Source organism: Shewanella sp. S23-S33 (assembly GCF_043359565.1).
GTDB classification, from domain to species: domain Bacteria; phylum Pseudomonadota; class Gammaproteobacteria; order Enterobacterales; family Shewanellaceae; genus Shewanella; species Shewanella oncorhynchi.
The window spans coordinates 196,564-222,842 of sequence record NZ_JBHFFD010000014.1; the positions used below are offsets into that span (position 1 = coordinate 196,564).

The 26,279-nt window shown below is 45.0% G+C and carries 21 protein-coding genes; 11 read left to right on the forward strand and 10 right to left on the reverse strand.

Going from position 1 to position 26,279, the window contains the following annotated elements:
* Positions 1-54: 54 nt before the first annotated feature.
* Positions 55-1,023 carry a porin gene (locus ACHA99_RS04110; protein WP_393941201.1) on the reverse strand — a complete coding sequence of 323 codons (969 nt, stop codon included), beginning with the start codon at positions 1,021-1,023 and terminating at the stop codon, positions 55-57.
* Between the two features lie 291 nt (positions 1,024-1,314).
* On the opposite strand from ACHA99_RS04110, the gene rdgC reads away from it, so the two are divergent.
* Positions 1,315-2,229, forward strand: a complete 915-nt coding sequence (gene rdgC / locus ACHA99_RS04115; protein ID WP_113941038.1) for a recombination-associated protein RdgC — start codon at positions 1,315-1,317, stop codon at positions 2,227-2,229.
* 171 nt (positions 2,230-2,400) lie between these two features.
* Here the strand turns inward: rdgC and ACHA99_RS04120 are convergent, their stop codons facing one another.
* Positions 2,401-4,212 carry a M61 family metallopeptidase gene (locus ACHA99_RS04120; RefSeq protein ID WP_393941204.1) on the reverse strand — a complete coding sequence of 604 codons (1,812 nt, stop codon included), beginning with the start codon at positions 4,210-4,212 and terminating at the stop codon, positions 2,401-2,403.
* Positions 4,213-4,346: 134 nt separating this feature from the next.
* Between ACHA99_RS04120 and ACHA99_RS04125 the strand changes: the two genes are divergently transcribed.
* The 5 genes from ACHA99_RS04125 to ACHA99_RS04145 all read left to right on the forward strand — a co-directional run bounded on the left by ACHA99_RS04125 (position 4,347) and on the right by ACHA99_RS04145 (position 10,990).
* Positions 4,347-6,509 carry a tetratricopeptide repeat protein gene (locus tag ACHA99_RS04125; RefSeq protein WP_393941206.1) on the forward strand — a complete coding sequence of 721 codons (2,163 nt, stop codon included), beginning with the start codon at positions 4,347-4,349 and terminating at the stop codon, positions 6,507-6,509.
* A gap of 151 nt (positions 6,510-6,660) precedes the next feature.
* Complete coding sequence (locus tag ACHA99_RS04130; protein ID WP_105249767.1) at positions 6,661-8,217, forward strand: GGDEF domain-containing protein; 1,557 nt, start codon at positions 6,661-6,663, stop codon at positions 8,215-8,217.
* Between the two features lie 56 nt (positions 8,218-8,273).
* Positions 8,274-9,629, forward strand: a complete 1,356-nt coding sequence (gene ppnN, locus ACHA99_RS04135) for a nucleotide 5'-monophosphate nucleosidase PpnN (RefSeq protein WP_028760679.1) — start codon at positions 8,274-8,276, stop codon at positions 9,627-9,629.
* A gap of 21 nt (positions 9,630-9,650) precedes the next feature.
* A complete protein-coding gene (xni, locus tag ACHA99_RS04140) occupies positions 9,651-10,457 on the forward strand; it encodes a flap endonuclease Xni (protein WP_263140341.1) in 807 nt (268 codons plus the stop codon).
* Positions 10,458-10,567: 110 nt separating this feature from the next.
* On the forward strand, positions 10,568-10,990 hold the full coding sequence (locus tag ACHA99_RS04145; RefSeq protein ID WP_028760680.1) for a DUF3192 domain-containing protein: 423 nt from the start codon (positions 10,568-10,570) through the stop codon (positions 10,988-10,990).
* A 99-nt stretch (positions 10,991-11,089) separates the two neighbouring features.
* On the opposite strand, the gene ACHA99_RS04150 is transcribed toward ACHA99_RS04145, so the two are convergent.
* Positions 11,090-13,924 (reverse strand): prolyl oligopeptidase family serine peptidase, encoded by a 2,835-nt coding sequence (locus ACHA99_RS04150; RefSeq protein WP_393941209.1) that lies wholly within the window; start codon positions 13,922-13,924, stop codon positions 11,090-11,092.
* A 253-nt stretch (positions 13,925-14,177) separates the two neighbouring features.
* Here ACHA99_RS04150 and ACHA99_RS04155 point away from each other — a divergent pair, with 253 nt between their 5' ends.
* The gene (locus ACHA99_RS04155) at positions 14,178-15,185 is read left to right on the forward strand and encodes an isocitrate dehydrogenase (RefSeq protein ID WP_113941031.1); all 1,008 of its coding nucleotides are present in this window, start codon (positions 14,178-14,180) and stop codon (positions 15,183-15,185) included.
* Between the two features lie 209 nt (positions 15,186-15,394).
* Here ACHA99_RS04155 and rlmM read toward each other — a convergent pair whose 3' ends face one another.
* The 4 genes from rlmM to ACHA99_RS04175 all read right to left on the reverse strand — a co-directional run bounded on the left by rlmM (position 15,395) and on the right by ACHA99_RS04175 (position 18,645).
* Entirely contained in the window at positions 15,395-16,480 is a 1,086-nt protein-coding gene (gene rlmM / locus ACHA99_RS04160; protein WP_011846285.1) for a 23S rRNA (cytidine(2498)-2'-O)-methyltransferase RlmM, read from the reverse strand.
* Between the two features lie 177 nt (positions 16,481-16,657).
* Positions 16,658-17,050 carry a DUF423 domain-containing protein gene (locus ACHA99_RS04165; protein ID WP_011918954.1) on the reverse strand — a complete coding sequence of 131 codons (393 nt, stop codon included), beginning with the start codon at positions 17,048-17,050 and terminating at the stop codon, positions 16,658-16,660.
* Between the two features lie 28 nt (positions 17,051-17,078).
* Entirely contained in the window at positions 17,079-17,753 is a 675-nt protein-coding gene (locus tag ACHA99_RS04170) for an alpha/beta family hydrolase (RefSeq protein WP_393941211.1), read from the reverse strand.
* Positions 17,734-18,645: a transcriptional regulator GcvA gene (locus tag ACHA99_RS04175; protein WP_105249769.1), complete on the reverse strand. Its 912-nt coding sequence runs from the start codon at positions 18,643-18,645 to the stop codon at positions 17,734-17,736. The genes ACHA99_RS04170 and ACHA99_RS04175 overlap by 20 nt, the downstream gene beginning before the upstream one ends.
* 227 nt (positions 18,646-18,872) lie before the next feature.
* Between ACHA99_RS04175 and ACHA99_RS04180 the strand changes: the two genes are divergently transcribed.
* Positions 18,873-19,109 (forward strand): hypothetical protein, encoded by a 237-nt coding sequence (locus tag ACHA99_RS04180; RefSeq protein ID WP_028760686.1) that lies wholly within the window; start codon positions 18,873-18,875, stop codon positions 19,107-19,109.
* 135 nt (positions 19,110-19,244) lie between these two features.
* On the opposite strand, the gene thiI is transcribed toward ACHA99_RS04180, so the two are convergent.
* From thiI to pomA, 3 genes are all read right to left on the reverse strand, one after another.
* Positions 19,245-20,699, reverse strand: a complete 1,455-nt coding sequence (gene thiI / locus ACHA99_RS04185) for a tRNA uracil 4-sulfurtransferase ThiI (protein ID WP_028760687.1) — start codon at positions 20,697-20,699, stop codon at positions 19,245-19,247.
* A 462-nt stretch (positions 20,700-21,161) separates the two neighbouring features.
* Positions 21,162-22,094 (reverse strand): flagellar motor protein MotB, encoded by a 933-nt coding sequence (locus ACHA99_RS04190; protein ID WP_131522981.1) that lies wholly within the window; start codon positions 22,092-22,094, stop codon positions 21,162-21,164.
* A gap of 3 nt (positions 22,095-22,097) precedes the next feature.
* Positions 22,098-22,865 carry a flagellar motor protein PomA gene (pomA, locus tag ACHA99_RS04195; protein ID WP_393941214.1) on the reverse strand — a complete coding sequence of 256 codons (768 nt, stop codon included), beginning with the start codon at positions 22,863-22,865 and terminating at the stop codon, positions 22,098-22,100.
* 314 nt (positions 22,866-23,179) lie between these two features.
* On the opposite strand from pomA, the gene xseB reads away from it, so the two are divergent.
* Genes xseB through dxs form a run of 3 tightly spaced genes read left to right on the forward strand, consistent with a single transcriptional unit; the run spans position 23,180 to position 26,193 of the window.
* A complete protein-coding gene (xseB, locus tag ACHA99_RS04200; RefSeq protein WP_006080884.1) occupies positions 23,180-23,419 on the forward strand; it encodes an exodeoxyribonuclease VII small subunit in 240 nt (79 codons plus the stop codon).
* 2 nt (positions 23,420-23,421) lie between these two features.
* Positions 23,422-24,303, forward strand: coding sequence for a (2E,6E)-farnesyl diphosphate synthase (gene ispA, locus ACHA99_RS04205; RefSeq protein ID WP_393941216.1), 882 nt, complete (start codon positions 23,422-23,424; stop codon positions 24,301-24,303).
* A gap of 21 nt (positions 24,304-24,324) precedes the next feature.
* Positions 24,325-26,193, forward strand: coding sequence for a 1-deoxy-D-xylulose-5-phosphate synthase (gene dxs, locus ACHA99_RS04210; protein ID WP_263177308.1), 1,869 nt, complete (start codon positions 24,325-24,327; stop codon positions 26,191-26,193).
* The last annotated feature ends 86 nt before the right edge of the window (positions 26,194-26,279 follow it).

The window sequence follows — 26,279 nt, forward strand, 5'->3', positions numbered from 1 at the left end:
ATAGCAATAAAAAAGGAGGCTATATGCCTCCTTAATTGAGTTTTAATGCTGGATTTAGAATTTGTGTTCTAAGCCAACACCAATGTATTTGTCATCATCTGTAGACGCTTCTAACGAACGGTTCGTGTAGAAAGCGAATAGTTTAGTTGGCTTACCTAAGCTGTAGTCTGCACCTACCGACCATGAATCACCAAGTTCTTCCATATCTTGGAACTGAGCTTTTAAAGTAACAGCATCGATATCATAGGCTGCGCTTAATAGATAGCCGTTAGCACTTTCTGCAGTGACTTCAACTGGCATCGACGTTACAGAATCAAATTTATAGATTTGCTCTTGTTGCTGGTACATACCACCCAGTTTAATTCCGGCTAACTTAGCTTGTAAGCTGGCACGAACAATCTCATATCCAGACACATCCGAGTCATAGGCAAGAGATGCATAAACGGGTGTTTTCTTCAGTTTCGCATCACCATACATGGCAGCTAAGCTAAAACCATCTTGAGCAAATTGACCTTTTACATCATTTCCTTCGGCAACATAGGTAACACCGAATACAAAATCACCAAAGGAAGGCGTAAGGTAAGTCGCCGTTTGAGCAGCGCGAACTTCACCCTTGAACAGCTTACCTAAGTCACCTGAAAGGTCGTTAAACTGATCAACATCACCTTGAGAAATTTTCAACAAGGTATCATTACGACCCACAGAGAACGAACCAAATGCGCCTTTCAAACCAACAAATTGGTTACGTGCAGTAAAGTTATCGCTTGATGCTGCACCTGTATCAACTTGATATTCCACTGTGTAGAAAGCTTCCAGCGAGCTAGACAGCGCAAAATCACCCTTCACACCAAAACGAGAAGCATTACTTTGAATAGTTGTTGTAGCATCACCTTTCTCATCATTTGATTGAGCAGTGACATTCAACTTACCATAAACAGTCAGTGGCTCAGCGGCATTAGCTGAAGCCAGAGTTGCAGAAGCTAGCGCAGAAGCAAGTAGAGTTTTACAAAAAACGTTCATCATTTAATCCTTTCGACGTTATGTTCGTCTTGGTTATTGGTTTGGAACGACCGAAAGTTTGCAATGAATGTGTTTCAATTTTATTTCAATTGTGACCATTAACGTTGGCGTGCAAAAAAGCTGACGCGAAGCTAGGCATAAAACCCAGTAAAAATGCAGGCTGCAGCTAAGCTAATTATTATGTTACAGTTTAATGAATTCTGATCTTCAGTTAAAAATCCGCTATTGAACACAGGTTTACCCCGTCCAAACTATGCCGTAAACTGCCACTTTAATTTTCAATGGGCGCCTCTTATGTGGTTTAAAAATCTTACTCTTTATCGTTTCAATAAACCTTTTGCCGTCGAAACCGAAGCACTAGAAACTGCGTTGGCCGATTTCACTTTCTCTCCCTGCTCAAGCCAAGATGTCAGTAAATTTGGTTTCTCAAATGCGTTAGGCAAAAAAGGCAGTTCTTTGGTCCATAGCGCTGACAATCGTCATCTGATCTGCGTGACTAAAGAAGAGAAAATTCTGCCAGGCCAAGTCATCAAAGAAGCCTTAGAAGAAAAAGTGGCTCTCATTGAAGATGAAGAAAATCGTAAACTGGCGAAAAAAGAAAAAGATGCGCTAAAAGATGAAATCATCACTAGCCTACTGCCACGCGCTTTTTCGCGTCGAAGCCAAACCCACGCCTTGATTTTGCCTGAGCTAGAAATGATCCTCGTTGATAGTTCAAGTGCCACTAAGGCCGAAGAATTATTAGCGTTATTACGTAAAGCTCTCGGCAGTTTACCTGTGATCCCACTGAGCTTTAAAGCGCCAGTCGAATCCAATTTAACTGAATGGTTAAAACTTGGCAGCGCACCATTACCCTTTGAAATGCAAGACGAAGCCGAGCTAAAATCTGAAGCTGATGAAGGCGGAATTGTGCGCTTTAAGCAGCAGGATTTGAAAGAAGACGAAGTGTTAGCTCACTTAGCAACAGGTAAGCAAGTACACAAGTTAGCGCTGCATTTCGGCCAATCGATTGCACTATTATTGCAATCAGATGCCAGCGTGAAGCGCCTTAAATTCTCTGAAGAGTTTAGAGCAGGGAACGATGAAGTCGGCACTGACGATCCTATGGCCCGTTTAGATGCAGACTTTGCCCTAATGGGCAGCGAGTTAGTCGCCTTGATGCATGCACTCGTGGCCGCCCTTGGTGGACTCGAAGACGCACAAGTTTAAGCAGAAATCGTTAAGCAAACGAGATCTGCAATTCGCTTATTAGACTGAGCCGTACAAGATAAGGAAAGGCGCCCCCATCAAAATAATGGTTGCGCCTTTTTTATGACGATTTTACTTTAGGTGGCTTTAAGACAAAGGTATTTAGATGCTAAAGATGAAGTCCTAACCACATTAAGCTTTAGTCGCTAACTCGCCTTTATTGTCAAACGGCCAATCAATGCCTAACCAAGTCTTGAAGAAAGCTTTTTGCTGTTTAGTCGCTTTTGCATCCCCCTTGAGCACTAGCTTACCGCTTTGCTGCTCGCCAAGGGTGAGCTGTACTTGCTTGATTTTATCGTTGCTAAATAATGTCACCTCTACACTATCGCCAACCTTAAAGTCTTTGATGCGCTTATAGAAACCCGCAGCAGTCACCTTGAGACCATTAATCGCTAATACTTCATCCCCCGCAACTATGCCCGCTTGCCAAGCAGGACCATTACGCAACACTTGGTCTAACACTAAAGAGCCATGGGTACTGCTCAAGGTCATTCCCGCAAATGCCTCAGCTTTTGAATCTTTACCATAGGACAGATTTAACCCTGCCTGTGATAATAATTCTGGAAAATCTAAACTCATGGGACTATTCACATTGGCTTGCCACCAAGGTGCATAATCTTTGCCGGATAAGTCTTTAAGAATGTACTGAACATCACTAACACCATAGCCTTTTGGTACGCGATGTTCTTGATATAAACGACGGTGCACATCGCGATATGAATACTTAAGCTCGGAGTCTTGAAGCAATGAAAAATCTAAGGCTAAAGAGGTTAAGTAACCCTCTGAGTAAATATTTACACTGTGGTTAATGGCATAATCGCCACCGATACTGCTCCACTCCCCAGCACTCGCCTCTGCCACAGATTGAGTTTCACGACCCGGATTGAGTTGGTTTTTCTCGACGCGCTTGGCTAAATCTTCGAGGAACTCTTTAGCTGTTATCACTCCAGCCCGCAACAGCAACTGATCTTGAAAATAACTGGTAGAACCTTCAGCCATCCACAGTAATTCCGTCATGTTTTCATGTTGATAATCATAGGGAACTAATCCCTCGGGGCGATAAGCCTTCACGTTCCAGGTATGGATAAACTCATGGGATGCCGTGCTAATAAAGCGCAGGTAGTCCTTGCGTTCACGGAAACTAAAGCGCGGCAGCTGAATGACAGTAGAGTTTAAATGTTCTGTCGCGCCACTGGCACCACTCGTTGCGTGCACCATATACACGTAACGATCAAAAGGATAATCATCCCAAATCACCTTAGCTTGACCGCTTAAGGCTTTAAGATCTTTTACTATTTTATCCGTGTCATAGTTACCTTCACCCCAAAACACCAATTCATAGTTTTTACCATTAGCACTAAATTGTTTATGGGTACTCACACCGGTTTCAATCGGGGAGTCGATCAACACATCATAATTAGGGGCAATAAAGGAATGAGCGGCCTTACCCGATGACATCCCAGAGTAACTTTGCCAATTTTTAGGTACTTTTAATTCTACGGATATTGGTTCAGAGCGAAATTGCGGACTGTACATGAACACACCGCTAGCATCTAAATAGGCATGGCTCGCGTCAATATGGCGCACCCTTTGGCCTAATTCATTAGCATACAATTGATAACTGACGGTAACACGGGTTGGCTGCGTGAGCGCCACTTGCCATTCACCGCTCGCGGTGCGCTTCCATTGCAGTTCATGACCTTGACTATCTTTAGCACTAAATAAGCGCACACCATCGGCCAAAGGCAATACTTGATATTTGCCCGTCCGCCACACAGGGAGATTCACCGTAAAATCGTTCGTCTTCACTTCAGGAAAAGTGACTCTCACTTGGGCAATATGGTGTTCGGGTTTAATAAGGTCGATTTGGTATTTCACATCGGCCAATACTTGACCCGAAAATAATGCGCTCAATATCAAGATTGATAGTCTGTTGGGTTTCACTCTTGCTTCCTTCTGTTATTATGCTTCTTATGATTTTTCCAAGTATAACAAGTCGATGTAGCATCCTCATTAGGCGCTAACAAAAGCTAACAAAATAAGTTCCTTGACTAAAGGAATGAGGAATCACAGTTCAAATGCAAAAACTCACGGTTATTTTATTTACTCTGTTGCTGTCACTGCCTTTTACAGTCCAAAGCCGAGATCTCGAAGCGGATGAGGTTGAGTTAAGAGAATCACCGCAGCAGATGTATGATGCGCTCAACAAAACGATTTCCTTTCCCCTCGCTTTTCAAAACCGTGACCAATTTGAGCGCGCAGCCCAAGAGCAAGGCTACAATCCACTCGAATTTGAACAGATTTTGTATTTACTGGCCCGCCTCAATATGGAGCCAAACGTTAAAACCAAGGTCGATTTTCAAAACGCAAAAAGCTTGATTGAACTCCTATCGACTGCGGCGCAATCGCCCTATGAACTTGCCATGGTCGCCATGTTAAATGGCCGTTACCTTGGCCGTACGGAACAGAAATATCAAGAAGCGATAGGTCTTTATAATGAAGCGCTCACCCGCATCAACGACAGCTATGACATCGAAGCATTAATTCTTAAACACAATATTCATGAACATCTAGGTGGCTTACATTTATTGATCCGCCAAGAAGTGCCTGCACTGATGCACTTCCACACATACCGCGACATTGCCTATAAACTCAGAAACGATTACTTAATCGCGGCGGCTGAAGCGAGGCTTGGCTTTTATTACAATTTTAATCAGCAGCTTACAAAATCACTACAGCATTATAGTGAAGCGATTCGGATCTCCAATCGTTCTAATTACCCTTCAATGAAAACCAATCTGCAATTGCAACTTTCTAAGGTATACCGTGACTTAAAGCAGTGGGATGAAGCGCTTAAAAATGCTCATGAAGCCGCGGCTGGCTTTAAAAAAATGGGCAATGACACTTATCTTTCAAGTTGTATGACAGTGATCGCTATGGTCTATGGCGAACAAGGGGATTGGCATAAAGCGATTGATTACTACCTAAATGCCCAGCAATTAGATGCAAAACGCGGTAACTACATCGCACAAGGGCTTAATTTCCATAATTTAGGACAAGCCTACTCAAATATTAAAGACAATGTTAACGCCCTAAAATATTTACTGATGGCCAATCAAATATTCAAAGAAAAACAAAGCCATCACTATCAAGTTTATAACGAACTCTTAATTGGTGAAATCGCCCAAACCAACCAAGATTGGCCGCTGATGATGGCCCATGCCGATATCGCATTAGCACTCGCAGTCGATTTAAAACTGGTCGATGAACAAAAATCCGCACTCACACTTATCGCCTCGGCGGCGCAAAAATTAGGGGAATTAGCAAAAACCATCGATGCCCAAGCCCGTATCATTGAGCTAGGTAAAAAGCCAGCGGAGACAGATAAAGACTCCCCAGTGTCGGCCTCTGCCCTTGCAGAGCAACAGCTTAAACTTGAGCTCAACATGCTACAGGGAAAACTCGTTGAGACAGTGAAAGAAAGCAACAACACTCACACGCTACTGCTCATTTGTAGCCTTATTGCCGGATTCTTGCTGCTCGTGATTATTTTCATGCTACAAAATCGCCGCAAAATAACAGCTAAAAACGCGGCATTAACTCAATTAACGCTACAGGAACCCTTCACTCACAATTTAGGATATGCCGCATTATTAGCGCACTTAAGCCATAATCAAAGTCAGGAATCCACAACGGCACTCGGGATTATCGCCTTCCCCACCCAACTTACGGCGGATCTGGACTATGGCCAATATTTTAGTGATGCAGTAACAGCGCAAATTGCCAATCATCTAACGGATGCACTCGCAGCATCTGTTTATGTGGTACGCCAAGGGGTATTTGCGGTTCGTTTCACGCAACCTATTGAGCCGACACAAATACTCAGCCAAGTACGCCTAAAACTCGATCAACAGCAAATCACACATCATTTCCGTCTTGGTTTTGCACATTTGCCACTTTTAGCGAAATCAGAAATTAAAATGGCCGCGAAATTAAAATTTGAAACAGTGCAGATGGCGCTTGCCTGTGCCCGTAGTTTAGGTGGTAATAACGACTATTATGTCGCTCTCAGAGCCCTCGACTTTGTTCCTTTGAGCTTATTTGCAAATCCGTTATTTTTACACCTTGAAAAAGGCATTGAGCGTGGATTAATCAGATTAGAGACCAACGGCAATAAAGAGGATGTTCGCTGGCCTTGCTGGGAAAATAACCAAGATAGGCAATTATTGGAAAATATTTGATCAATATCGGTAATTAATCACAGAGTCACAGGCAAATCGCATTTGCACTCTACGCCCAGTGTTATAACATTAGTATCATATGAGTTAACAGCTAATCTGGACATAGGATTGTCATGTTTTTTAGCCTTGCAGAGTTAGGACAATACTCAGGATGAAGGATTCAAGCGCTACAGTTTCACAACTTGCCTTGCTGCAACAGAAACTCCATTCGGCCAAACTTGCCCTTGATGAAGTTAATGAAGATAGAAATGCAAAGTTACAGACATTACTCCAATTTATTGGTCACTTAAGCCTCGCCTGTAAAGGGCAAAATCTTGAGCTGGATAATAAACTCGCCAAACTTCGCCATAACTTAAATACGTTTGAGCGAGTCGATGAGGCATTGCCAGAATTAGTTGATGTCGAGCGCCTGCTAAAAGGCCAATATCACCATGTGATGGTACAACTCGAAGAGAGTCGTACTGGTTTGTCACAGGTGATCCGTCAGATCCAACGCGTTAACTCAGCACCTGAAAAACTCAAAAAAGAAGTCAATTACTTCAAGCAAGATCTGGCGAAACCTTTTCATACTGTATGGGAATATATACCCAAAGTTAAGCAAATCATTGGCTTCTACGAAACCATATTACAGCTACAATTTAGCGAATCTGAAAAGCTTGATGTCTTACCAAAGCACAGGCAGCTAGCCCATGAGCTGGCACAGATGATTTCGGAAATCGAGTTCCGTAAAGATCAACGTGACCAAGTATTAGTGATCAAAGAAGTACTCTCTTCTGAGATTGAAGTTGATAGCTTGCTCGAAGCCTACCAAACCATTTTAGCGTTATTGCTTGATAACATCGCCCGCGAGAAATCGGCATCCCAAGAGTTTTTGTTTGCACTCAATGATGCCTTAGCCGCGGTACGTGAGGTGGTGAGCGAGTCTTACAATCACAATCAACGTAGCTTCCAATTAAAAACCCAGCTGAATCGTGAGATTAACACCCGCGTCGATAATGCAGGTGAAATCATTATCGATGTGGAAGACGTCGTTGACCTTAAAGCTCAACTAACAGAGCAACTTAACTCTATCCGCTCGGCATTAGCCCGTAAAGAAGCCCTAGAGCAAAGAGAGCAAGCTCTGCTGCGCAAGTCGATGGAGACAATGCGCAAAGAGCTTAATGAGTTAAGTAGTGAGGCTAACACCTACAAAGAGCGTTTGTTTGAACAACAAAAACTCAACTTACTCGACAGCTTAACTCAATTGCCTAACCGTGCTGCATTAGAAGAGCGCATGGAGCTAGAATACCGTAACTATCAACGGCATAAGTCCCCGCTGTGGGTTGCCGTTGCCGATATCGATCACTTCAAAACCATCAACGACAGTTTTGGCCACAGTACAGGTGATAAAACCTTGCAAGTTATAGCAATGGCATTGAAAAACTCACTGCGAGATACAGAATTTGTAGCCCGCTATGGTGGTGAAGAATTTGTACTGCTATTACCTGATGTGGCACCTGCTGATATCGCTCAACTTTTAAACAGAGTGCGCGAGAAAGTAAAAAATATTCCATTTAAATTTAAAAATCAGAGAATTACAGTTACAGTATCTATAGGGGCTGCGCAAGTTATGGGAAGTGAACTCATACATGAGACCTTTGAACGCGCCGATGCAGCACTCTACAAAGCGAAACACGAAAGCAGAGACAGGGTTGTGATTGACGTATAATTAAGCCCCACTATACGCCTCCTCTAATCACTCCTGTCATGACGAAGGAGTGGTAAATGATAGTAAAAGTCAGCCCAAAAGGCAGCATGGATCAGCTTTCGCAACTTGAAGTTGATCGACTCAAAAATAGTGCCAAAAGTGCCCTATACCAACTGTACCGCAACTGCTCCTTAGCAGTGCTTGCCGCGGGTTTAAAAACCGACAACTCTAAAGCCCTATTCGAGCAATACCATGATTTCGACATCAACGTTCTACAACGGGAGCGCGGTGTAAAATTAGAACTGATCAATCCCCCCGAACAAGCCTTTGTCGATGGTCAAATTATCACGGGAATTCAGGAACATCTGTTCTCTGTCTTACGCGATATCCTTTATATCAGTGATAGATATGACTCACTAAAACACATTAATCTGACCAATGCCCACCATATCACCAATGTGGTGTTTGATATTCTGCGTAATGCGAGGGCGATAGCACCGATGAAAGACCCTAATGTGGTCGTCTGTTGGGGCGGACACAGTATTAATGCCATCGAATACCAGTACACACGTGAGGTAGGTTATCAACTTGGCCTGAGAGAATTAGATATTTGCACTGGCTGTGGTCCTGGCGCGATGGAAGGTCCGATGAAAGGTGCGGCGATAGGTCATGCCAAACAACGGATTAAAAATGCACGATATATTGGTTTAACTGAACCAAGTATTATTGCCGCCGAGCCACCGAATCAAATTGTCAATGAACTGGTGATCTTACCCGATATTGAAAAGCGCCTCGAAGCTTTCGTGCGCTTAGGCCATGGTATTATTATCTTCCCTGGCGGTGCTGGCACAGCTGAAGAATTGCTCTATATATTGGGTATTTTACTTAACGAAGAAAACCAACAAACGCCTTTCCCGCTGATACTCACAGGCCCAACGGAGAGCGCAGATTACTTCATTAAGATTGATGAGTTTATTGCCTCAACCTTAGGACCAGAAGCTCAGAAAAAGTACCAAATTATCATAGATAATCCCACTGAAGTGGCACGCATCATGAAGCAAGGAATGGAGCAAGTAAAAGCCTATCGCCGCTCAACAGGTGATGCTTACCAATATCAGTGGGCACTGAAGATAGAGTCTGAGTTTCAGTTACCTTTTATCCCAAGCCACGAAGTGATGGCAAACTTAGATCTACACTTCCAAACCAACAAAGCCGAATTAGCCGCCAACCTGCGTAAAGCGTTTTCGGGTATAGTGGCGGGTAACGTCAAGTCGGAAACAATCAAGCACATAGAGCGTGATGGACCCTTCCAATTAAAAGGCGATCCCAAGCTCATGGATATGATGGATAAACTCTTGAGTGCATTTGTACAACAACAAAGAATGAAGCTTCCAGGAAGCGCCTATATTCCTTGCTATCAAATAGTGAAATAGAGAGCGAAGCAACAACACCCCATGAACAAGTTTTTAATCATAGATGGTCTCAACTTGGTTCGCCGCATCTATGCGGCGATCCCCGATGAATCCGATATGCAAAGCCTCACAGAGCGCGTCAGTTTGGCGTGTACTAAACTGCTGCGGGTGCATCGCCCTACCCATGTGGCTATCGTGTGGGACGGTGATGAAATCTCATGGCGTAAACAGCTTTACCCCGATTACAAAAAAGGCCGTAAACCTATGCCAGAGCCGCTGGCAAAAGGCCTTGCTGCGCTGCAAGATCACTTAACCATGATGAACATTGGCTCCATTTATGCGGCGGCTGAAGCCGATGATGTGATTGCCACTCTAGCGATAAAAACCGCCAAAGCGCAGGGTGAAGCCATAATTGTGTCCACCGATAAAGGTTTTAGTCAGCTCAATCATCGCCAAATCAGCCAGTGGGATCACTTTAATCAGCAGTACTTAGATATCGCTGCATTGGAACAAAAACTCGGTGTCGAACGCAGCCAATTTCTCGACTTGATGGCATTAGCTGGCGATAGCGGTAATAAAATTCCTGGTATTGCGGGCATAGGCCCTAAGTCGGCTGCCGAATTATTGAAAACCTTTAGAAGCTTACCAACCTTGTTTTCATCGCTATCTAACTTAGGCGCTAAACAAGCCAAAAAACTTGCCGAAGGTAAGGAGATGGCAAGACTCAGCTATAAGCTCGCGCAGTTACAAACAGACCTACCACTCAATATTAATTTAAAAAATTTTCGCGTGATGAACTCCTTGCCTGATAATAACTGCCTGCCTGAAAACCCAATCAATCCAGCCTAAACATCTGTTAATATAAAGTTGCAATTAACGCATTTACCTTAGAACAACAAAAGCGTATTTTATGGACGTAATAACGTGACTCATTTAATGAGGTAAAGGAATAACTGTAAATGAAATCAAAAGTTTCGGTAATCATCGGTAGCATTTTCGCCGCCTACGTCGCCTTTGTCGCTGTGGTGGTACTCGTTTATGAACCTACGCCAGATGACATGAGTTGGGAGGACAGACAATCCTATAACAGCCAAAAAATGAACGAGTTAGCGCTAGGGCAAAATATCGTTTCAGTAAAACAGTTACTAGGTAAAGCTGACTTTTCAGAGGCCAAAGCCGTAAAAGAAACCAAGCTACAGGTGCTCTTTTATCGCACTCACCATGAAAAATCAGACGGTGTAACCACGAAAGAGGAATGTACCCCACTTATTTTTGAAAATGATCAATTGATTGCTTGGGGCCAAGATACCTATAAGCAATATCTCGATGCAGATACTGACACAGCCCTCAGCTCTGCCCAAGAGACATTAACCAGTAAATAAATACGACTGACAGTTAAATAAAAACGCCACCGAATCGGTGGCGATTTTATTTTGACAATCAACGAATTGACTCAGTTGTAAAACAACTAAACCAATTGCCTATTCATCATCGGCCTTATACTCGACATAGGCTTCACCTTTGCTGAGCCATTCTGGCGCGGGTTTTCCCTTCAGATAATGGTCGAAATATTGCATCATGCGAATGCTGTAATCGAGCTTGTTCGGGTACTTTTTCAAGTGATGCGGCTCATCCTCGTATTGCAAGAACACCACCTCTTTACCCGCACGGCGCATGGCTAAGTACATTTCAACACCTTGTTCCCAAGGCACTGCATCGTCCTTATCACCAAACATGATCATCAAAGGCGTTTGAATACGGTCAGCATAAAATACTGGCGAGTTTTCAATGTACTTTTGCGGCGCGGCAAACAAACTTGCGCCAATACGACTCTGTCCGGTTTCATATTGGAACTGACGCGCAATACCTGTACCGTGGCGAATACCGCTATAGGCACTGGTCATGTTCGATACTGGAGCACCTGCAACCGCCGCCTTAAACATCCTAGTTTGAGTAATGGCAAACGCCGTTTGATAGCCACTCCAAGAATGACCTTGCAAACCAATAGCATCGGGATCGGCAATGCCTATCTCAATCAGCTTTTGCACGCCAGACGTGAGCGCTTGTACTGAACTCGCCCCTGGGTAACCAATTTCAAAGCGAATGTCCGGTAGGAACACCGCATAGCCATTATTGATGTACCAAGCAAAGTTAGGTCTGTGGTTAATGTTCATCTGCGGGAAGGCGTGCAGTCTATCCGTCATAAAGCGATAGTAATAAACCAGTACAGGATAGCGCTTACCCGCTTGATAATTCGTCGGCTTGATCAGCACGCCATCTAACGGTTTACCATCGCCATTTGTCCAGTGAACTAACTCGGATTGGCTCCAGTTAAAGGCTTGACGCTGCTTATCTAAATCGGTTTGCTTAACTGCATTTTGCGGCGCGCTATAGTTAGCCGTATACAAGTCAGGGAATACGTCAAAACGCTCCTTAGAAAACACGATAGTATCGGCGTCTTTACTGCGGCCTAACACGGTCAACTTATACTCACCTTGCATCAGCGTTTTCACGCCCGCTTCGCCCAAGGTGGCTTGATAAAAACCATCGGCCTTGGTTTTATCACTATAACCGTGGAGTAAAACCGTGGCGTTATAGGCAAGCTCAGTCGGCTCATCGGGATTATCGACTAAGCCCTCAAGCCGATATTGAATTTTCTGAGTGCGCCCTTTACCTGCGGTTAAGGCAAAACCCGCCTTAGATTCGGTATTAAACTGCCAAACATCGTATTTGTCGTAAACCAAGAAACCCGCATCATTTTTAAGCCAAGGACCAAAACCATATCCTGGAGCGCTGGATGGATAATCGTGGTCTTCATCGGCAAAACTGACCTTTAGGGATTTTGTGAGATTAGTACGACGATCCTGAGCAATATCATAGAGATACACATTACCTTGCTGATAATAAGCCACATACTTGCCATTTCCCGACAGCGTAGGCTCGGCATCACTCGGCTGTTGTGTCAAAAATGGCACTTTACTGCCAGTATTAATATCGACCAGATAATAATCTTGGTAGAACCCTGCCCAAGTTGCCATCTTACGATAGGGCAAATCTGAACTGGCCAACATAAAACGTTTATGTTGTGAAATCGTCACATCTGGAACAGTTTTATCGCCAAGCTGCACCACGTTATTTGAGCCTAAATGCAATACCGCAAGGTAAGTGCGTTTTTGCTCATCCTCATATTGCTTGATTTCATTAGGCTTAATACGAGGATCATCCCCATGCCACACCTTAAGCCCACGCTGTCCGGTGACAATATTTGTATCGAACAGGTCTTTTTCTTCGGTGATCTTCTGCAAACTGAGCAGCTGACTCACCTCAGGTACGCGGCCAAAGAACAGCCGTTCGCTATCCAATGAGAAGCTTAAACTTGTGTAGCGATTAAGTTTCCACTCGGGTGACTCAGGGGGGGTACTGATTTTGCCAGACTGCAAATCGACCAGCGATAACTGATAGCTGCGGCCATAAGGTAACTCGCTGTCTTTGCCCTGCGTAAATGCAAGCCAACGACCATTTTTAGCCAGCGCTAACGCACCAATCTGTTGGCTAAGCGAATCAAAGGCAACGGTTTTTTTGTGAGTGTTTAAATCGACTAACTGCAATTGATGTTGCTTATTGGTGATATCGTTCACTGCCAGCGCGAGTCTACGGCTTGCCTTATCAAAAACATAGTCAGTAACCTGCTCGACATCAATTCGCTTTGTTTGGTCTTCTAAACTGAGCAACGTAAAACGTCGACCTTGGTCAAACTTATCGACCTTTGGCTTATCAATATTCGCAGGGCTTTGTGTGCCTGCTTCAGCGAGTTTTTCGGTCGTTTTAGGCTCAGCCTCTTTTTTGGACTCTTCATCAGCCTCAAACCAAATCGCCAGATGCTTACCGTCATCACTGAACACAAATTCCTTCACACGCTCGAAGCGAGTTTGCGTGCCAGTTTGAGTATCGAGCAACACCATGTCGGACTTAAGTTTTTTCTTCGCCTTGACATCACTCGTCTCACGCGTAAGCAAACTCGGTTTAACCACCACAGCCACATAACGACCATCATGGTTCACCAAGGGAGCTGACCCCCCCGAGATTTGATAGCTTTGCTGCGACAGGACATTTTTCACAATGACGTGACTATCCCCGCGATCGGGCGCAGACTCGACCGCGATGACTTGCCCCTTGTCTGCAATAACCGGCTTTTCAAGGGATTCAAAATGCATAATGTCTGTTAGGGTGAGCGGTTTAGTGCTGGTTTCAGCCTGCACTGCTGGCAATATTCCAAGGGATAACAAAACCAGAGATGTGATAGGGATTAACTTCAATGTCTTCCTCTTTTATATATTTGTTAGACTAAAGTAGACTTTTTTAACCATTGGCTCTCCATCATGGTGAGAACCCAGTATTTTTACAAGTTATACCACATAAAAAATCGTGATATTGCTCACTATTTCCTGTGAAGTTTGACCAAAGATGGTTAAAATAATAGGCAGAAAAATACCAAATTCATAGTCCTGCTATCCAGTTAGCACTGGGGCAGACAATTGCAGTAACGACGAACCGTGGAAGGACTTCTCCATGTCAAAAAGAACGATAACCGTAATTCCAGGTGATGGAATTGGCCCAAGTATTATTGATTCAGCCTTAAAAATTCTTGATAAAGCGGGCTGTGATTTTGAATATGAATTTGCCGATGCCGGCCTGACTGCACTTGAAAAGCAAGGCGAGTTACTGCCAGCACGCACTTTAGAACTCATTGAAAAAAACCGTATCACGCTGAAAGGGCCGCTGACGACTCCCGTTGGTGAAGGCTTTACTTCTATCAACGTAACCTTGCGTAAGAAATTCGGTCTGTATGCTAACGTACGCCCAGTACTGTCTTTCAAAGGTACCCAAGCCCGTTACGAAAATATCGATATCATCACAGTACGTGAAAACACCGAAGGCATGTATTCTGGCCATGGTCAAAAAGTGTCTGAAGATGGTTTAACAGCCGAAGCAACCAGTATCGTCACTCGCCAAGGTGCCGAGCAAATCGCCACTTTCGCCTACGAACTAGCTCGCAAAGAAAACCGTAAGAAAGTCACTATTGTACACAAAGCCAACATCATGAAGTCAACGTCAGGCCTGTTCCTGAAAGTGGCCCGTGAAGTGAGCCTACGTTACCCAGACATCAAGACAGAAGAAATGATCGTCGATGCAACGTGCATGAAGTTAGTGATGAACCCAGAAAACTTCGATGTGATCGTGACGACCAACCTGTTCGGTGACATTTTATCGGACCTGTGTGCCGGTTTAGTGGGTGGTTTAGGTATGGCGCCAGGCGCAAACATTGGCCGTGATGCCGCGATTTTCGAAGCCGTTCACGGTAGTGCGCCTGATATCGCTGGCAAAAACCTCGCAAACCCAACCTCAGTGATTTTAGCGTCTATCCAAATGTTGGAATACTTAGGTATGGCTGACAAAGCTGAGCAAATCCGTAAAGCGGTATCTGCAGTGATCGAAGAAGGCGACCGTACGACTCGCGATTTAGGCGGCACTCACGGCACGACTGACTTCACGCAAGCTGTGCTTGAGCGTCTGTGATCTCAATGCTAAGCGCGTTTAAGACGAGCCTATAACGCGCTTTGCTTAAAAGAAGCAAGCGCTTGAAACTCAAATGAATAAACACGAAAAAGCCCCAAAGTTTCCTTTGGGGCTTTTTGTTATCTAGCTTTTAAACCTGCGTGGCTTTAAACCCGCGTGACTATTACCATTCTAGCGACAACAAGATCACCGCAGGGTTAGCACTGGAGTTAATTCCACGCGGTATTAGGACGTAGCCATAAATGCACTGTCACTTCATCACGGTCGTGATAAAGATGCTTACACTGTACTTTAAAATCGGTCACACCATTCTCTTTAAGAATCGTCTGCATGGTCTCAAGAATGGCTGTCACTTCTTTATAGCGGCTCTTCATCGGTAATTTAAGGTTAAAAATCGCTTCCTTAAACCAACCGTTAATAGCCCAAGCTTCAATCAGTTCAGCAACGCGCGCAGGTTTCTCAACCATGTCACACACCAGCCAATAGATATTTTTACGTTGTGGTTCGAAACGGAAACCGTCTTCACGGTAATGTTTCACTTGGCCCGTTTCCATCAGTTTTTCATCCATAGGGCCATTATCAACTGCCGATACAAACATGCCGCGACGCACCAGTTGATAAGTCCAGCCACCTGGGCAAGCGCCCAAATCCACTGAGTTCATGCCACTGCGAATACGCTCTTCTTGCTCTTCCTTAGGCACGAATTGGCCAAAGGCTTCGTCGAGTTTCAGACTTGAACGACTCGGTGCATCCGCCGCCATTTTAAGGCGTGGAATGCCCATAAAATGTGGCGAACTGTTATTACTGTAGGAATAACCCACATAGGCACGGCCGGGGCCAATAAAACACACGTGGATAATCGGACGTTTGGGATTTTCCTGCGCGAGCAAACTGCCGGATTTTTTCAAATGCTGGCGTAAAGGCACAGTGAACTTACGGCAAAAAGCCGAGAGCTCTTTCGCTTCGTTAGTGTCAGGTGTTTCAACCCGCACTTCACCCGCTTTGCTGACGTCACTGAGCGCCGCAACGATTGGGCTTATTCTGTCATTTTCAGGCAAGTCAACTAACAAGTCGCTAGCAGCAAACATCTGGCGGGCGAAAATGAGCGAATCTAAAGGTAATTGTTTGACTAACGTATCAGCAGCGTCGTCTTCAAAACATTGGTATACAACATAAGCGTCGTTATTGTTGGCCTTAACAAAGCCACCCACATTGAGCTCACCGGCTCGCTGTTGGATTTCTGCAGCGCATTCTTTTTCAAAGCCTGCGCGGCAAAATAAAAATAGGTTTTTCATGGGGATCCCTGAGAAATCCAAGCCAAAGCATTGGCTGACTATCGATTTGGGCGCCAGTATACCAATTTCAATCCACAAATGCCCTATTTGCCTACTGCAGAACCTTGAATTGCGATTAGAGAAATAAAAAAGGCTTAGGTGCACCCTAAGCCTGTTAACTCACATAAGCATCAGCGATTAAGACTCATGACCGTCGATTACTTTGTGACGCCATACCGCGGCGGCAAATAATAACCACCCCAATAAGAAACAACCACCGCCCATAGGCGTAATAGGACCTAACCACTTAGTCCCAAACAAGGCCAGTCCATATAGTGAGCCCGAAAATAGTACTATGCCTGCGACAAAGAGATATGCCGACCAGTCCAGTAAACGCGAGGTTAACCATTGGCCCGAGAAGGCAACCATGATGAGGGCAAAGGTATGGTAGAAATGATATTGCACACCTAAGTTAAAGACTTCAATTAAGTTTGGTGGCGCGACCGCTTTTAAACCATGGGCACCAAAAGCCCCTAAGGCGACGGCTAAGAATCCGCTCACGGCGGCGAGTAACAATAAACCTTTACGCATTTAACGCTCCTGCTGGAATGGGATTAACTCATTCAACATTTATTCGCTCAACATCAAGCTCACGAATAAAATCACTTGATAAATCAATAGCACGTGCAAGGTTAGCGGCTTCACTGGTGCCTGACGACTTTCTTGGGACAAAACTATGATCGCCGTCGGTTATCCAAACCAATCCTATCTCAGCTTTCAAGGGCCAGCTTGGGATCTGCGCTTTGCCACCAAACTTATCCCGCTCACCCTGTACGACTAATACTGGGACTTGGCATTCATTCAAAGGTTCCAATCTAGGCTCGCCGCCTTTGAGTGGCACAAAAGGATAACCTAAACAAATCACCCTATCGATGTGCGCCGCTAATGTAGGATCGCAGGCTAATAGGGCCGCCATACGACCGCCCATGGATTTCCCCATTAACACCACACGTTCAACTTGTGGTTGTGAGTGGGCGATATCGAGCATCTGTGTAAAACACGCGAGCAATTTAGGCGCACGGTCCGGTGGACGCCGTTTACCATCTACAGCATTCGCCTGCATATAAGGAAAATTAAAGCGCATCACTCGGAAGCCCTGAGCAACGAATCCCGCCGACATGGCCTGCATAAAATCAGAATCCATGTTAGCACCCGCACCGTGGGCCAATAAAATCAAAGTACTCGCAGGCTCCCCTTCTAATACATAACTCGGCTTATCCGGGCAACAACTCACTGCGAGACTCCTCGGCAAACATGTCTAACATCCATTCACGAAACGCCACCACTTTACCCAGCTCAGCATGGTTTTGCTGGCAAACTAAGTAGTAAGCATCTTTACTGACCAAGACTTCTTGGAATGGGCACACAAGTCGCCCAGCTTTGATATCGGGGCGAGCCAGCACGCTGTAACCCAGAGCAACCCCTTGACCGTGGGCCGCCGCCTGCAATACCAAAGACGAATGACTGAAAATAGGTCCTTGATTCACATTAATATCGGTAATGCCACATTGCCTAAACCACGCCTGCCAATCGTGACGATTCATATCATGTAATAGCGTGTGATACTTTAAATCGCTCGGTTTTGAAAGTGGTTTAGGACCGTTGAGCAACATGGGCGAACACACGGGAATAAGCACTTCGTTTCTGAGCTTATCTGCACGTAGCCCAGGCCAATTACCTAAGCCATAATAAATAGCCACATCCACATCATCGGTTAATGAACTCGCTTCAGTATCAACGGCCTTTATTCGCACATCGATATCGGGATTTTTCTCACTGAATTTAGCCAAACGTGGCACTAGCCATTGAATCGCAAAACTGGGGGACATACTGACCGTCAGCGAACCAATCGCACTGCGGGCGAGTAATCTGTCGGTAGCATCGGCAAGCTGAATAAAGATATCTTTGATGTCGAGAAAATAGCTTTGCCCTTCTTCGGTTAATAGCAAAGAACGGTTCTTTCGACGAAATAATTTTAATCCGAGGAAATCTTCTAATGCCTTTATTTGATGGCTCACCGCAGCCTGTGTAACAAACAATTCTTCCGCTGCCCGCGTAAAGCTCAAATGCCGCGCGGCTGCCTCAAAAGCTTTAACCGCATTAAGCGGTGGTAATCGTCTCGACATAGTGATCTCAGTCTCGTTTTTTAATTAGTTTTTCTAATCCGTATTGTTACATTTAATCGTTTGTAAAGGCCAGCGTTTTTGGTTAAATTTTGCGCCAATGAAACAGCTTATCAACGAAACACCAATAGCGATGAAACATCCATAGCTATGAAATACCTAAGTTAGACAATCTCAAAGTTGATGATGGGAATGTCTGACAGCGTTAATTTGTCAGCCCGGAGGCGACTATGTTCAATTTAAAATCGGCATTTGCGTTAATATTAGTCTCAGCACTCAGCTTTAATGCCAGTGCAAATGTACTCGTTGACGAAATCGTCATTGACACAAGCGACTTGCAAGCCAATATCACTGCAGATTTAACCGCTGCAATGAATAAAATGCACCAAGAAGTGCTACAAGAAGCCACTCTGCTGATTGCCACAGACGATGTCGCATCTCATCAGCAAGTCGTTAAAGCCGAATAACCTAAACGACACTGAAACTCAGGTCGCGCTCAGTAAGAGCAAAGAAAAAGCCGCATTAATATGCGGCTTTTTTGTACTTGAATAGCAAATCAATCCCACTGACGATATACGGCAATGAGCAAGTTTTCGCCCGACTTATGGACGATACACTTTCACGTTCGTGTAGCCTTGCTCGATTAAATACAATGCCTGCAATTTACTCATCACCCCACGCTCACAATAGAGCAAATAAGTCTTTTGCTTATCGAGATCGGCAAACTGAGTCGCTAACTTGAAGAATGGGATGCGCTTTATCTCAATACCTTCAATTTGCAGCGGTTTGCTTTCCTCTTCTTCAGGGGCACGAATATCAATGACCACTTGGTTGGTATCGATACTGGCAACCGTTTCTGTCTCAGTAATCCGAGTATCCATTTGTTCTGCGATCTCCCTGATATCGATAGTGACAGATTGGGCGATGATCTGATCAATCAAATCCTCAGAGAACTTTTTCTCTTCCGCTTCAACCTTAGCTAATACCGCTTTTACCGTTGGCTTTTGCGAAATTACGCCGCAATATTCAGGCATTGATTTAGCAAAATCTTCGGTGCCGATTTTACGGCTCTCGTTGATAATGTCTTGCTTATCCATGGCGATTAAGGGACGTAGAATCAATAACTCAGTACAACGGTCGATGACGTTTAAGTTGGTCAGGGTCTGGCTAGACACTTGGCCTAAACTTTCACCGGTAACTAAGGCTTGAATGCCCATACGCTCGGCGATACGCGCCGCGGTACGCATCATCATGCGTTTCAACACAACGCCCATTTGACCGTTATCGATACGCTCTAAAATCTCAGCAACCACAGGCTCAAAAGGCACAGAGATAAACTTCACTTTGTGGGATTCACCGTAGGTTTTCCACAAATGGTAAGCCACTTGTTTAACACCAATTTCGTGCTGTGCGCCGCCCAGATTGAAGAAGCAGTAGTGGGTACGAGCGCCTTTTTTGATAAATTGATAGCTAGAGACGCCTGAGTCAAAACCACCCGAAATCAAGGACAATACATCTTCCTGTGTCGCCATCGGAAAACCGCCTAGACCTTCAATACGCTTAGTCACCATATAAAGGTTATCGCGCTCAATCTCTAAATTAACGGTAATGTCCGGATTCTTTAAACGCACGCCCAGCGCATCGGTAAACTGGTTTAAGCCACCACCGACATAACGCTCAACTTCAATAGAATTAAAATCATGATCGCCAGTACGCTTTACTCGCACGCAGAAGGTTTTACCCGCGAGTTGGTCACGGTAAACAGGCAAGACTTGCTGATAAATATCATCAACAGATTCAAAGCTGTACTCATCCACTTGCACTACGTGTGCAATGCCAGGAATACACGCCAGACGCTCACCGAAAGCTTGGGCCAATTCAGGCTTATCCTTTGGTACCATCACCATAATGCGGTCCCATTGACGCTGCACTTTTGCATCTTCGTCAACTTTTTTAAGCACATTACGGATGTTAGTTTCGAGCATTTTGGTGAAGCGCATGCGTACAGGCTTGCTCTTCATCATGATTTCTGGATACAGCTTTACAATAAACTTCATGGGATTTCCGCGGGCAATTTTAAAACAGCAAAATTGGTTAAAAGAATAATCGGGGGATTATATACCCAAGCAACCTAAAAAGGCGAGTTTCAGCGCACATAGCTAACAGCGACACAGGCCACATTTATGGCGTATTCATTGCGTATTCATTGCGTATTAATGACTAAATCACGGCAGCTAATTAGGTTGAAATAATGTCACTAAAGCCTATTCGAATAGTTTGAGTTGCCCTGCTTAAAATAAGTGATTTGAGATGAATCATTAACAATTAAGTCGTTGAGGGATGGTTAAGGAAACTTAGGGATTACACACTCAATGTGATTAACGTAAAGCCCAAATGGATTTAAATCAACCACAGCGATTTGATGCATAACACGTTAACTAAAAGGGAAAAGTCCACATTAGCTCAATAAAAAAGCCGCAAGATTATTGCGGTTTTAGATTGGGAAAGTATCTAAACACTTAAGGCGAATTACCGATCTGAATTTCTTCAGACTCCTTAGCTTTACCTTGCTCAATAGCAATTTCAACCCTGCGGTTACGGGCACGATTTTCCGGAGAATCGTTAGGCACAATCGGATTGTTAGACGCCATACCAACCACTTTCATTCGATTAGAATCAAAGCCGCTGACCTGCACTAACTCATGGGCCACTGCCACGGCACGTTTGCTGGATAAATCCCAATTAGAACTATAGAGCTCATCGCTTATTTGCATATCATCCGTGTAACCTGACACTGTGATGACACCTGGCACATCTTTTAACAATTCGCCGACTGAGCGCACCACAGGTTTAAATCGAGGCTGCAGGAAGCCTGAGCCAGAAGCAAACGACCCCTTCTCACGTATACGAATAATAATCTGCTGACCTAATGACTCAATTTCAATCGCTCCATCGGTGATCTCTTTATTGAGCTCCTGCGCCATCTTCTTCACTTGCTGATTGATCTTTTCTTGTGCCGCTGCCGCTTCCGCTTTAACCGCATCGGCCACTTCTTGCGCCGTTGCACTCGCTTCGCCACCCCGCTGAGAACCATTTTGCTGCTGCACGCCGCCCGCACTATCGTCTTCACCCGCTTGGAAATCCAATACAGGTTCAGTCATTTCATTCGTTTGCTGGTTAATGATTTCAATCGGAGTCGGATCGGGACGACCGGGTCTAAATTCTAAGGCAATGACAGAAGTCCCTTTCGGGATGTCTTTAACTTCCACCTTATTTTGCACACCAAAGGCATACTTCATTGAGCCCGCGATCTGCTTAAACTTCATCACGTCCATTTCAGAAAATGACAATAACAACACGAAGAAGCACATCAACAGCGACATCAAGTCGGCAAATGTTGCAAGCCACATCGGTGCTCCGGGCGGTGGACAGTTGCACTTAGCCTTAGCCATTGGCTACTCTCCGTCCGTTGTATCTATTTTGCGATTTTTCTCAGCCAGATAATTTTTCAAGAAGCCTTCAATCACCCTAGGGTTTTGTCCGTCTTGAATCGCCAATACCGCATCCATAATAAGATTACGGTTAAGCATTTCTTCTCCCATCCTAATTGTTAGCTTATCCGCGATAGGCAAGCAAACCATGTTAGCGACCATAGCGCCGTATAATGTGGTTAACAAAGCAACGGCCATCGAGGGACCAATAGATTTAGGATCTGACATGTTAGATAGCATGGCCACAAGACCCACAAGCGTACCTATCATGCCCATTGCTGGGCCAACATCGCCAAAGGCTCTAAATATGCCAATCCCCGTCCGATGACGTTCTTCCGTTAAAGCGATATCCTTCTCTAGAGCTGCACGCACTACTTCACCATCATGACCATCGACTAACATATCGACAGCCTTTTGCATAAAAGTATTGCTAATTTGCGCTTCTTCTAATGCCAAAAACCCCCCTTTACGGGCAGCATCCGCCATAGTGACTGACTGTTCAATCAAATCTTCTGGTTTATCAATCTTAAATACAAAAGCTTTCAAAGCAATTTTAACGGCGCTTAAAAACTGTTTAAGAGTGAACTTCATCATTACCACGAAGAAGGACCCACCGAACACAATCAGGATCGAGGGCACATCAACGAAAATCATCAAGCCGCCACTGGTCACCATAGCGCCGAGAATAAAACCAAAGGCTCCCACAATTCCGATTATTGTTGCTAAATCCACAACGGCTCCTCAATTTTCGTAATAAACGACATAATACTTACTCTGGGTAAGCAAGAACACTCAGTTATTCTACCGAATAAGATAATCCCACCGACACACATACGAGCCTTGTTTATCCAGTTAAAAATTACCATACAAATGATGATACTATTGTCAGTTATCGGACACACACTAAGCAAGTTTAGCGACAATTTATATTTTCTGGAAAAATTTCAGTAACAAAGCGTGCTATTGAGCAAATATCTTTAGTCTGAATTTGACCCTTACGCCGCCCTGATATACCTTGTGTCCGCTAAATCAAAGGAAACCTGAACGTGGCGAAGAAACCCGAAAATCTTAGTTTTGAAGAATCCCTTGGCGAACTTGAACGCATCGTTGCCGATCTAGAACAAGGCGATATCTCCCTCGATGACGCGTTAAAACAATTTGAACGTGGCATCAATCTCGTTCGAAATAGCCAAGCAAAACTCGAACAAGCCCAACAAAAAGTGGCCATTTTACTGAAACAAGACGAAAATGCGCCCCTATCCCCCTATGCCGTTGAGGGCGAATAAGCGTGTTAGTCAGTACCATTCAAGAATATCAACAACGAGTTGATGATCAATTAAAACAGCGTTTTAGTACGCTTGAAGATACAGCTCCCCAATTAAAAGCCGCTATGACTTACGGTGCCTTATTGGGAGGGAAGCGCATTCGACCGTTCCTCGTATACAGTGTAGGACGCATGTTTGGGGTCGAACTTGAAAAGTTAGATGCTTGCGCCGCAGCTATTGAATGTATCCATGCTTATTCATTAATCCACGACGATTTACCCGCCATGGACGATGACGAGCTCCGTCGTGGCCAGCCGACCGTGCATATTGCCTTTGATGAAGCGACGGCCATTTTAGCGGGGGATGCTCTGCAAACCTTAGCCTTTGAAATTGTCACCGAAACCGTACCAGGGATCAGCAGCGAACAACATATTGCTATGGTAAGAGTATTAGCCAAAGCCTCAGGTTATCGTGGTATGTGTGGAGGCCAAGCGATAGACTTAGCCTCGACCGATAAACATATTGATCTTAAAGCATTAACTCAGCTACATAATATGAAAACCGGCGCCCTTATCAGCTGCGCCGTTGAGTTAGCTTTGATCGCCGCAAACGCGCCAAAAGATCAGTATGCTGCTATGATGGATTTTGCTCGTTCGGTCGGACTCGCCTTCCAAGTACAAGACGATATCCTTGACATCGTAGCCACCACCGAAGAGCTAGGTAAACCGCAAGGCTCAGATACTGAATCGAATAAGAGTACGTTTCCACAACTACTTGGACTACAAGGTGCACAAGACACCGCCAAACAACTGATCCAAGAGGCACTATCAGCGCTGGCTAAATTGCCATACAATAGCCAGTTAATTGCAGACTTCGCCCGCTATATCATTGAGCGAAGAATATAATAAGAGTCGAAGTATCTCGCTATGAGTTTGGACATTTCTCAGTTTCCCGTGTTGGCGCAGGCCAACACCCCCAATGAGCTCCGCCAGCTTCCTCAGGCACTTTTACCACAAGTAGCCGATGAACTGCGCGAGTTCCTTCTTAAGTCTGTTGGCATGTCCAGCGGACATTTTGCCTCTGGGCTCGGCACAGTAGAACTCACTGTGGCACTGCACTATGTCTACAATACCCCCTTTGATCGACTGATCTGGGACGTAGGCCATCAAGCCTACCCCCATAAAATTCTCACGGGTCGACGTGACAAGATGCACACCATTCGGCAAAAAGATGGCTTACATCCTTTCCCATGGCGTGAAGAAAGTGAATACGACACTTTCAGTGTTGGCCATTCTGGCACGTCGATTAGCGCCGCGCTAGCGATGGCGATAGCTGCAGAAAAAGAACAAGCAGGTCGTAAAGTGGTCGCTGTCATCGGCGATGGCGCTATGACCGGCGGCATGGTGTTTGAAGCCATGAACCACGCGGGCGACTTGCACAATGACATGCTCGTGGTACTGAACGACAACGAAATGTCGATTTCAGAAAATGTCGGCGCCCTCAACAATCATTTAGCACAACTGATGTCAGGCCGTTTCTACACCACACTGCGCGAAGGCGGCAAAAAAGTGTTGAAAGGTATGCCTGTCATCAAAGAAATGGCCAAGCGCACTGAGGAACACCTCAAAGGTATGGTCGTTCCTGGCACTCTATTTGAAGAGTTAGGTTTCAACTACATAGGTCCTATCGATGGCCACGACGTAGACGCTCTGGTCGAGACCATGCGCAATATGCGTAATCTGAAAGGTCCACAGGTGCTGCACATCATGACCAAAAAAGGTCGTGGTTATGAACCTGCTGAAAAAGATCCTATCGGTTGGCATGCTGTGCCTAAGTTTGACCCATCACTCTTTAAAAAGCCGGCCACCAAACCCGGTTTACCGACCTTTTCTCAAGTCTTCGGTAAATGGTTGTGCGACATTGCCGAACAAGATGAGAAAGTGTTAGCGATTACTCCTGCGATGCGTGAGGGTTCTGGCATGGTGGAGTTTTCCCAGCGCTTCCCGAAACAATATTTCGATGCAGCGATTGCCGAGCAGCATGCAGTCACCTTAGCGGCGGGTTTTGCCTGCGAAGGTTTCAAGCCTGTAGTCGCGATTTACTCGACCTTCCTGCAACGCGCCTATGATCAGCTTATTCACGATGTCGCACTACAACAATTACCCGTGTTATTTGCCATTGACCGTGGCGGCATCGTCGGTGCCGATGGTCCAACCCACCAAGGTGCATTCGATTTAAGTTTTATGCGTTGTATCCCTAATATGGTGATCATGGCGCCGTCCGATGAAAACGAATGTCGTCAAATGCTCTACACAGGCTATTGCTATGATGCGGGCCCAAGTGCGGTGCGTTACCCAAGGGGTAGTGCCACGGGAGCGATGCAAGTCGAGTCCATGACTGCGTTGCCAATTGGTAAAGGTGTCATTAAGCGCATAGGTAAGCGTATTGCCATACTTAACTTTGGTACCTTGCTCGCATCGACATTAACCGCTGCCGAAAGCTTAGATGCGACGGTTGTCGATATGCGCTTTGTGAAACCACTTGATGTTGATCTGGTAAAAGAAATGGCACTAACCCATGAAGTGTTAGTCACTGTGGAGGAAAATGCCATCATAGGCGGTGCGGGTGCCGGAGTGCTTGAACAGCTTCAAAAGCTAAAAATGCCTAAAGCCGTACTCCAAATTGGTTTGCCAGACGAGTTCATTAAACATGGCTCGCCAGAGGAAGTCATCCACGACTTGCAACTGGATGCCGAAGGCATACTGGCGCAAATCAATGCTTATCTAGCGCAATAGGCTGAACTTGCTTATCTCGTTAAGACGCTAAATGTTATCAATAAAAAATTCCGCCCATAAAAAAAGGACTGCAATTGCAGTCCTTT

Excerpts from the sequence above, each read along its gene's own strand:
- ACHA99_RS04110 (WP_393941201.1), bottom strand. The coding sequence starts at position 1,023 with ATGATGAACGTTTTTTGTAAAACTCTACTTGCTTCTGCGCTAGCTTCT.
- rdgC (WP_113941038.1), top strand. The coding sequence starts at position 1,315 with ATGTGGTTTAAAAATCTTACTCTTTATCGTTTCAATAAACCTTTTGCC.
- ACHA99_RS04125 (WP_393941206.1), top strand. The coding sequence starts at position 4,347 with ATGCAAAAACTCACGGTTATTTTATTTACTCTGTTGCTGTCACTGCCT.
- ACHA99_RS04130 (WP_105249767.1), top strand. The coding sequence starts at position 6,661 with ATGAAGGATTCAAGCGCTACAGTTTCACAACTTGCCTTGCTGCAACAG.
- ppnN (WP_028760679.1), top strand. The coding sequence starts at position 8,274 with ATGATAGTAAAAGTCAGCCCAAAAGGCAGCATGGATCAGCTTTCGCAA.
- xni (WP_263140341.1), top strand. The coding sequence starts at position 9,651 with ATGAACAAGTTTTTAATCATAGATGGTCTCAACTTGGTTCGCCGCATC.
- ACHA99_RS04145 (WP_028760680.1), top strand. The coding sequence starts at position 10,568 with ATGAAATCAAAAGTTTCGGTAATCATCGGTAGCATTTTCGCCGCCTAC.
- ACHA99_RS04155 (WP_113941031.1), top strand. The coding sequence starts at position 14,178 with ATGTCAAAAAGAACGATAACCGTAATTCCAGGTGATGGAATTGGCCCA.
- rlmM (WP_011846285.1), bottom strand. The coding sequence starts at position 16,480 with ATGAAAAACCTATTTTTATTTTGCCGCGCAGGCTTTGAAAAAGAATGC.
- ACHA99_RS04165 (WP_011918954.1), bottom strand. The coding sequence starts at position 17,050 with ATGCGTAAAGGTTTATTGTTACTCGCCGCCGTGAGCGGATTCTTAGCC.
- ACHA99_RS04175 (WP_105249769.1), bottom strand. The coding sequence starts at position 18,645 with ATGTCGAGACGATTACCACCGCTTAATGCGGTTAAAGCTTTTGAGGCA.
- ACHA99_RS04180 (WP_028760686.1), top strand. The coding sequence starts at position 18,873 with ATGTTCAATTTAAAATCGGCATTTGCGTTAATATTAGTCTCAGCACTC.
- thiI (WP_028760687.1), bottom strand. The coding sequence starts at position 20,699 with ATGAAGTTTATTGTAAAGCTGTATCCAGAAATCATGATGAAGAGCAAG.
- ACHA99_RS04190 (WP_131522981.1), bottom strand. The coding sequence starts at position 22,094 with ATGGCTAAGGCTAAGTGCAACTGTCCACCGCCCGGAGCACCGATGTGG.
- dxs (WP_263177308.1), top strand. The coding sequence starts at position 24,325 with ATGAGTTTGGACATTTCTCAGTTTCCCGTGTTGGCGCAGGCCAACACC.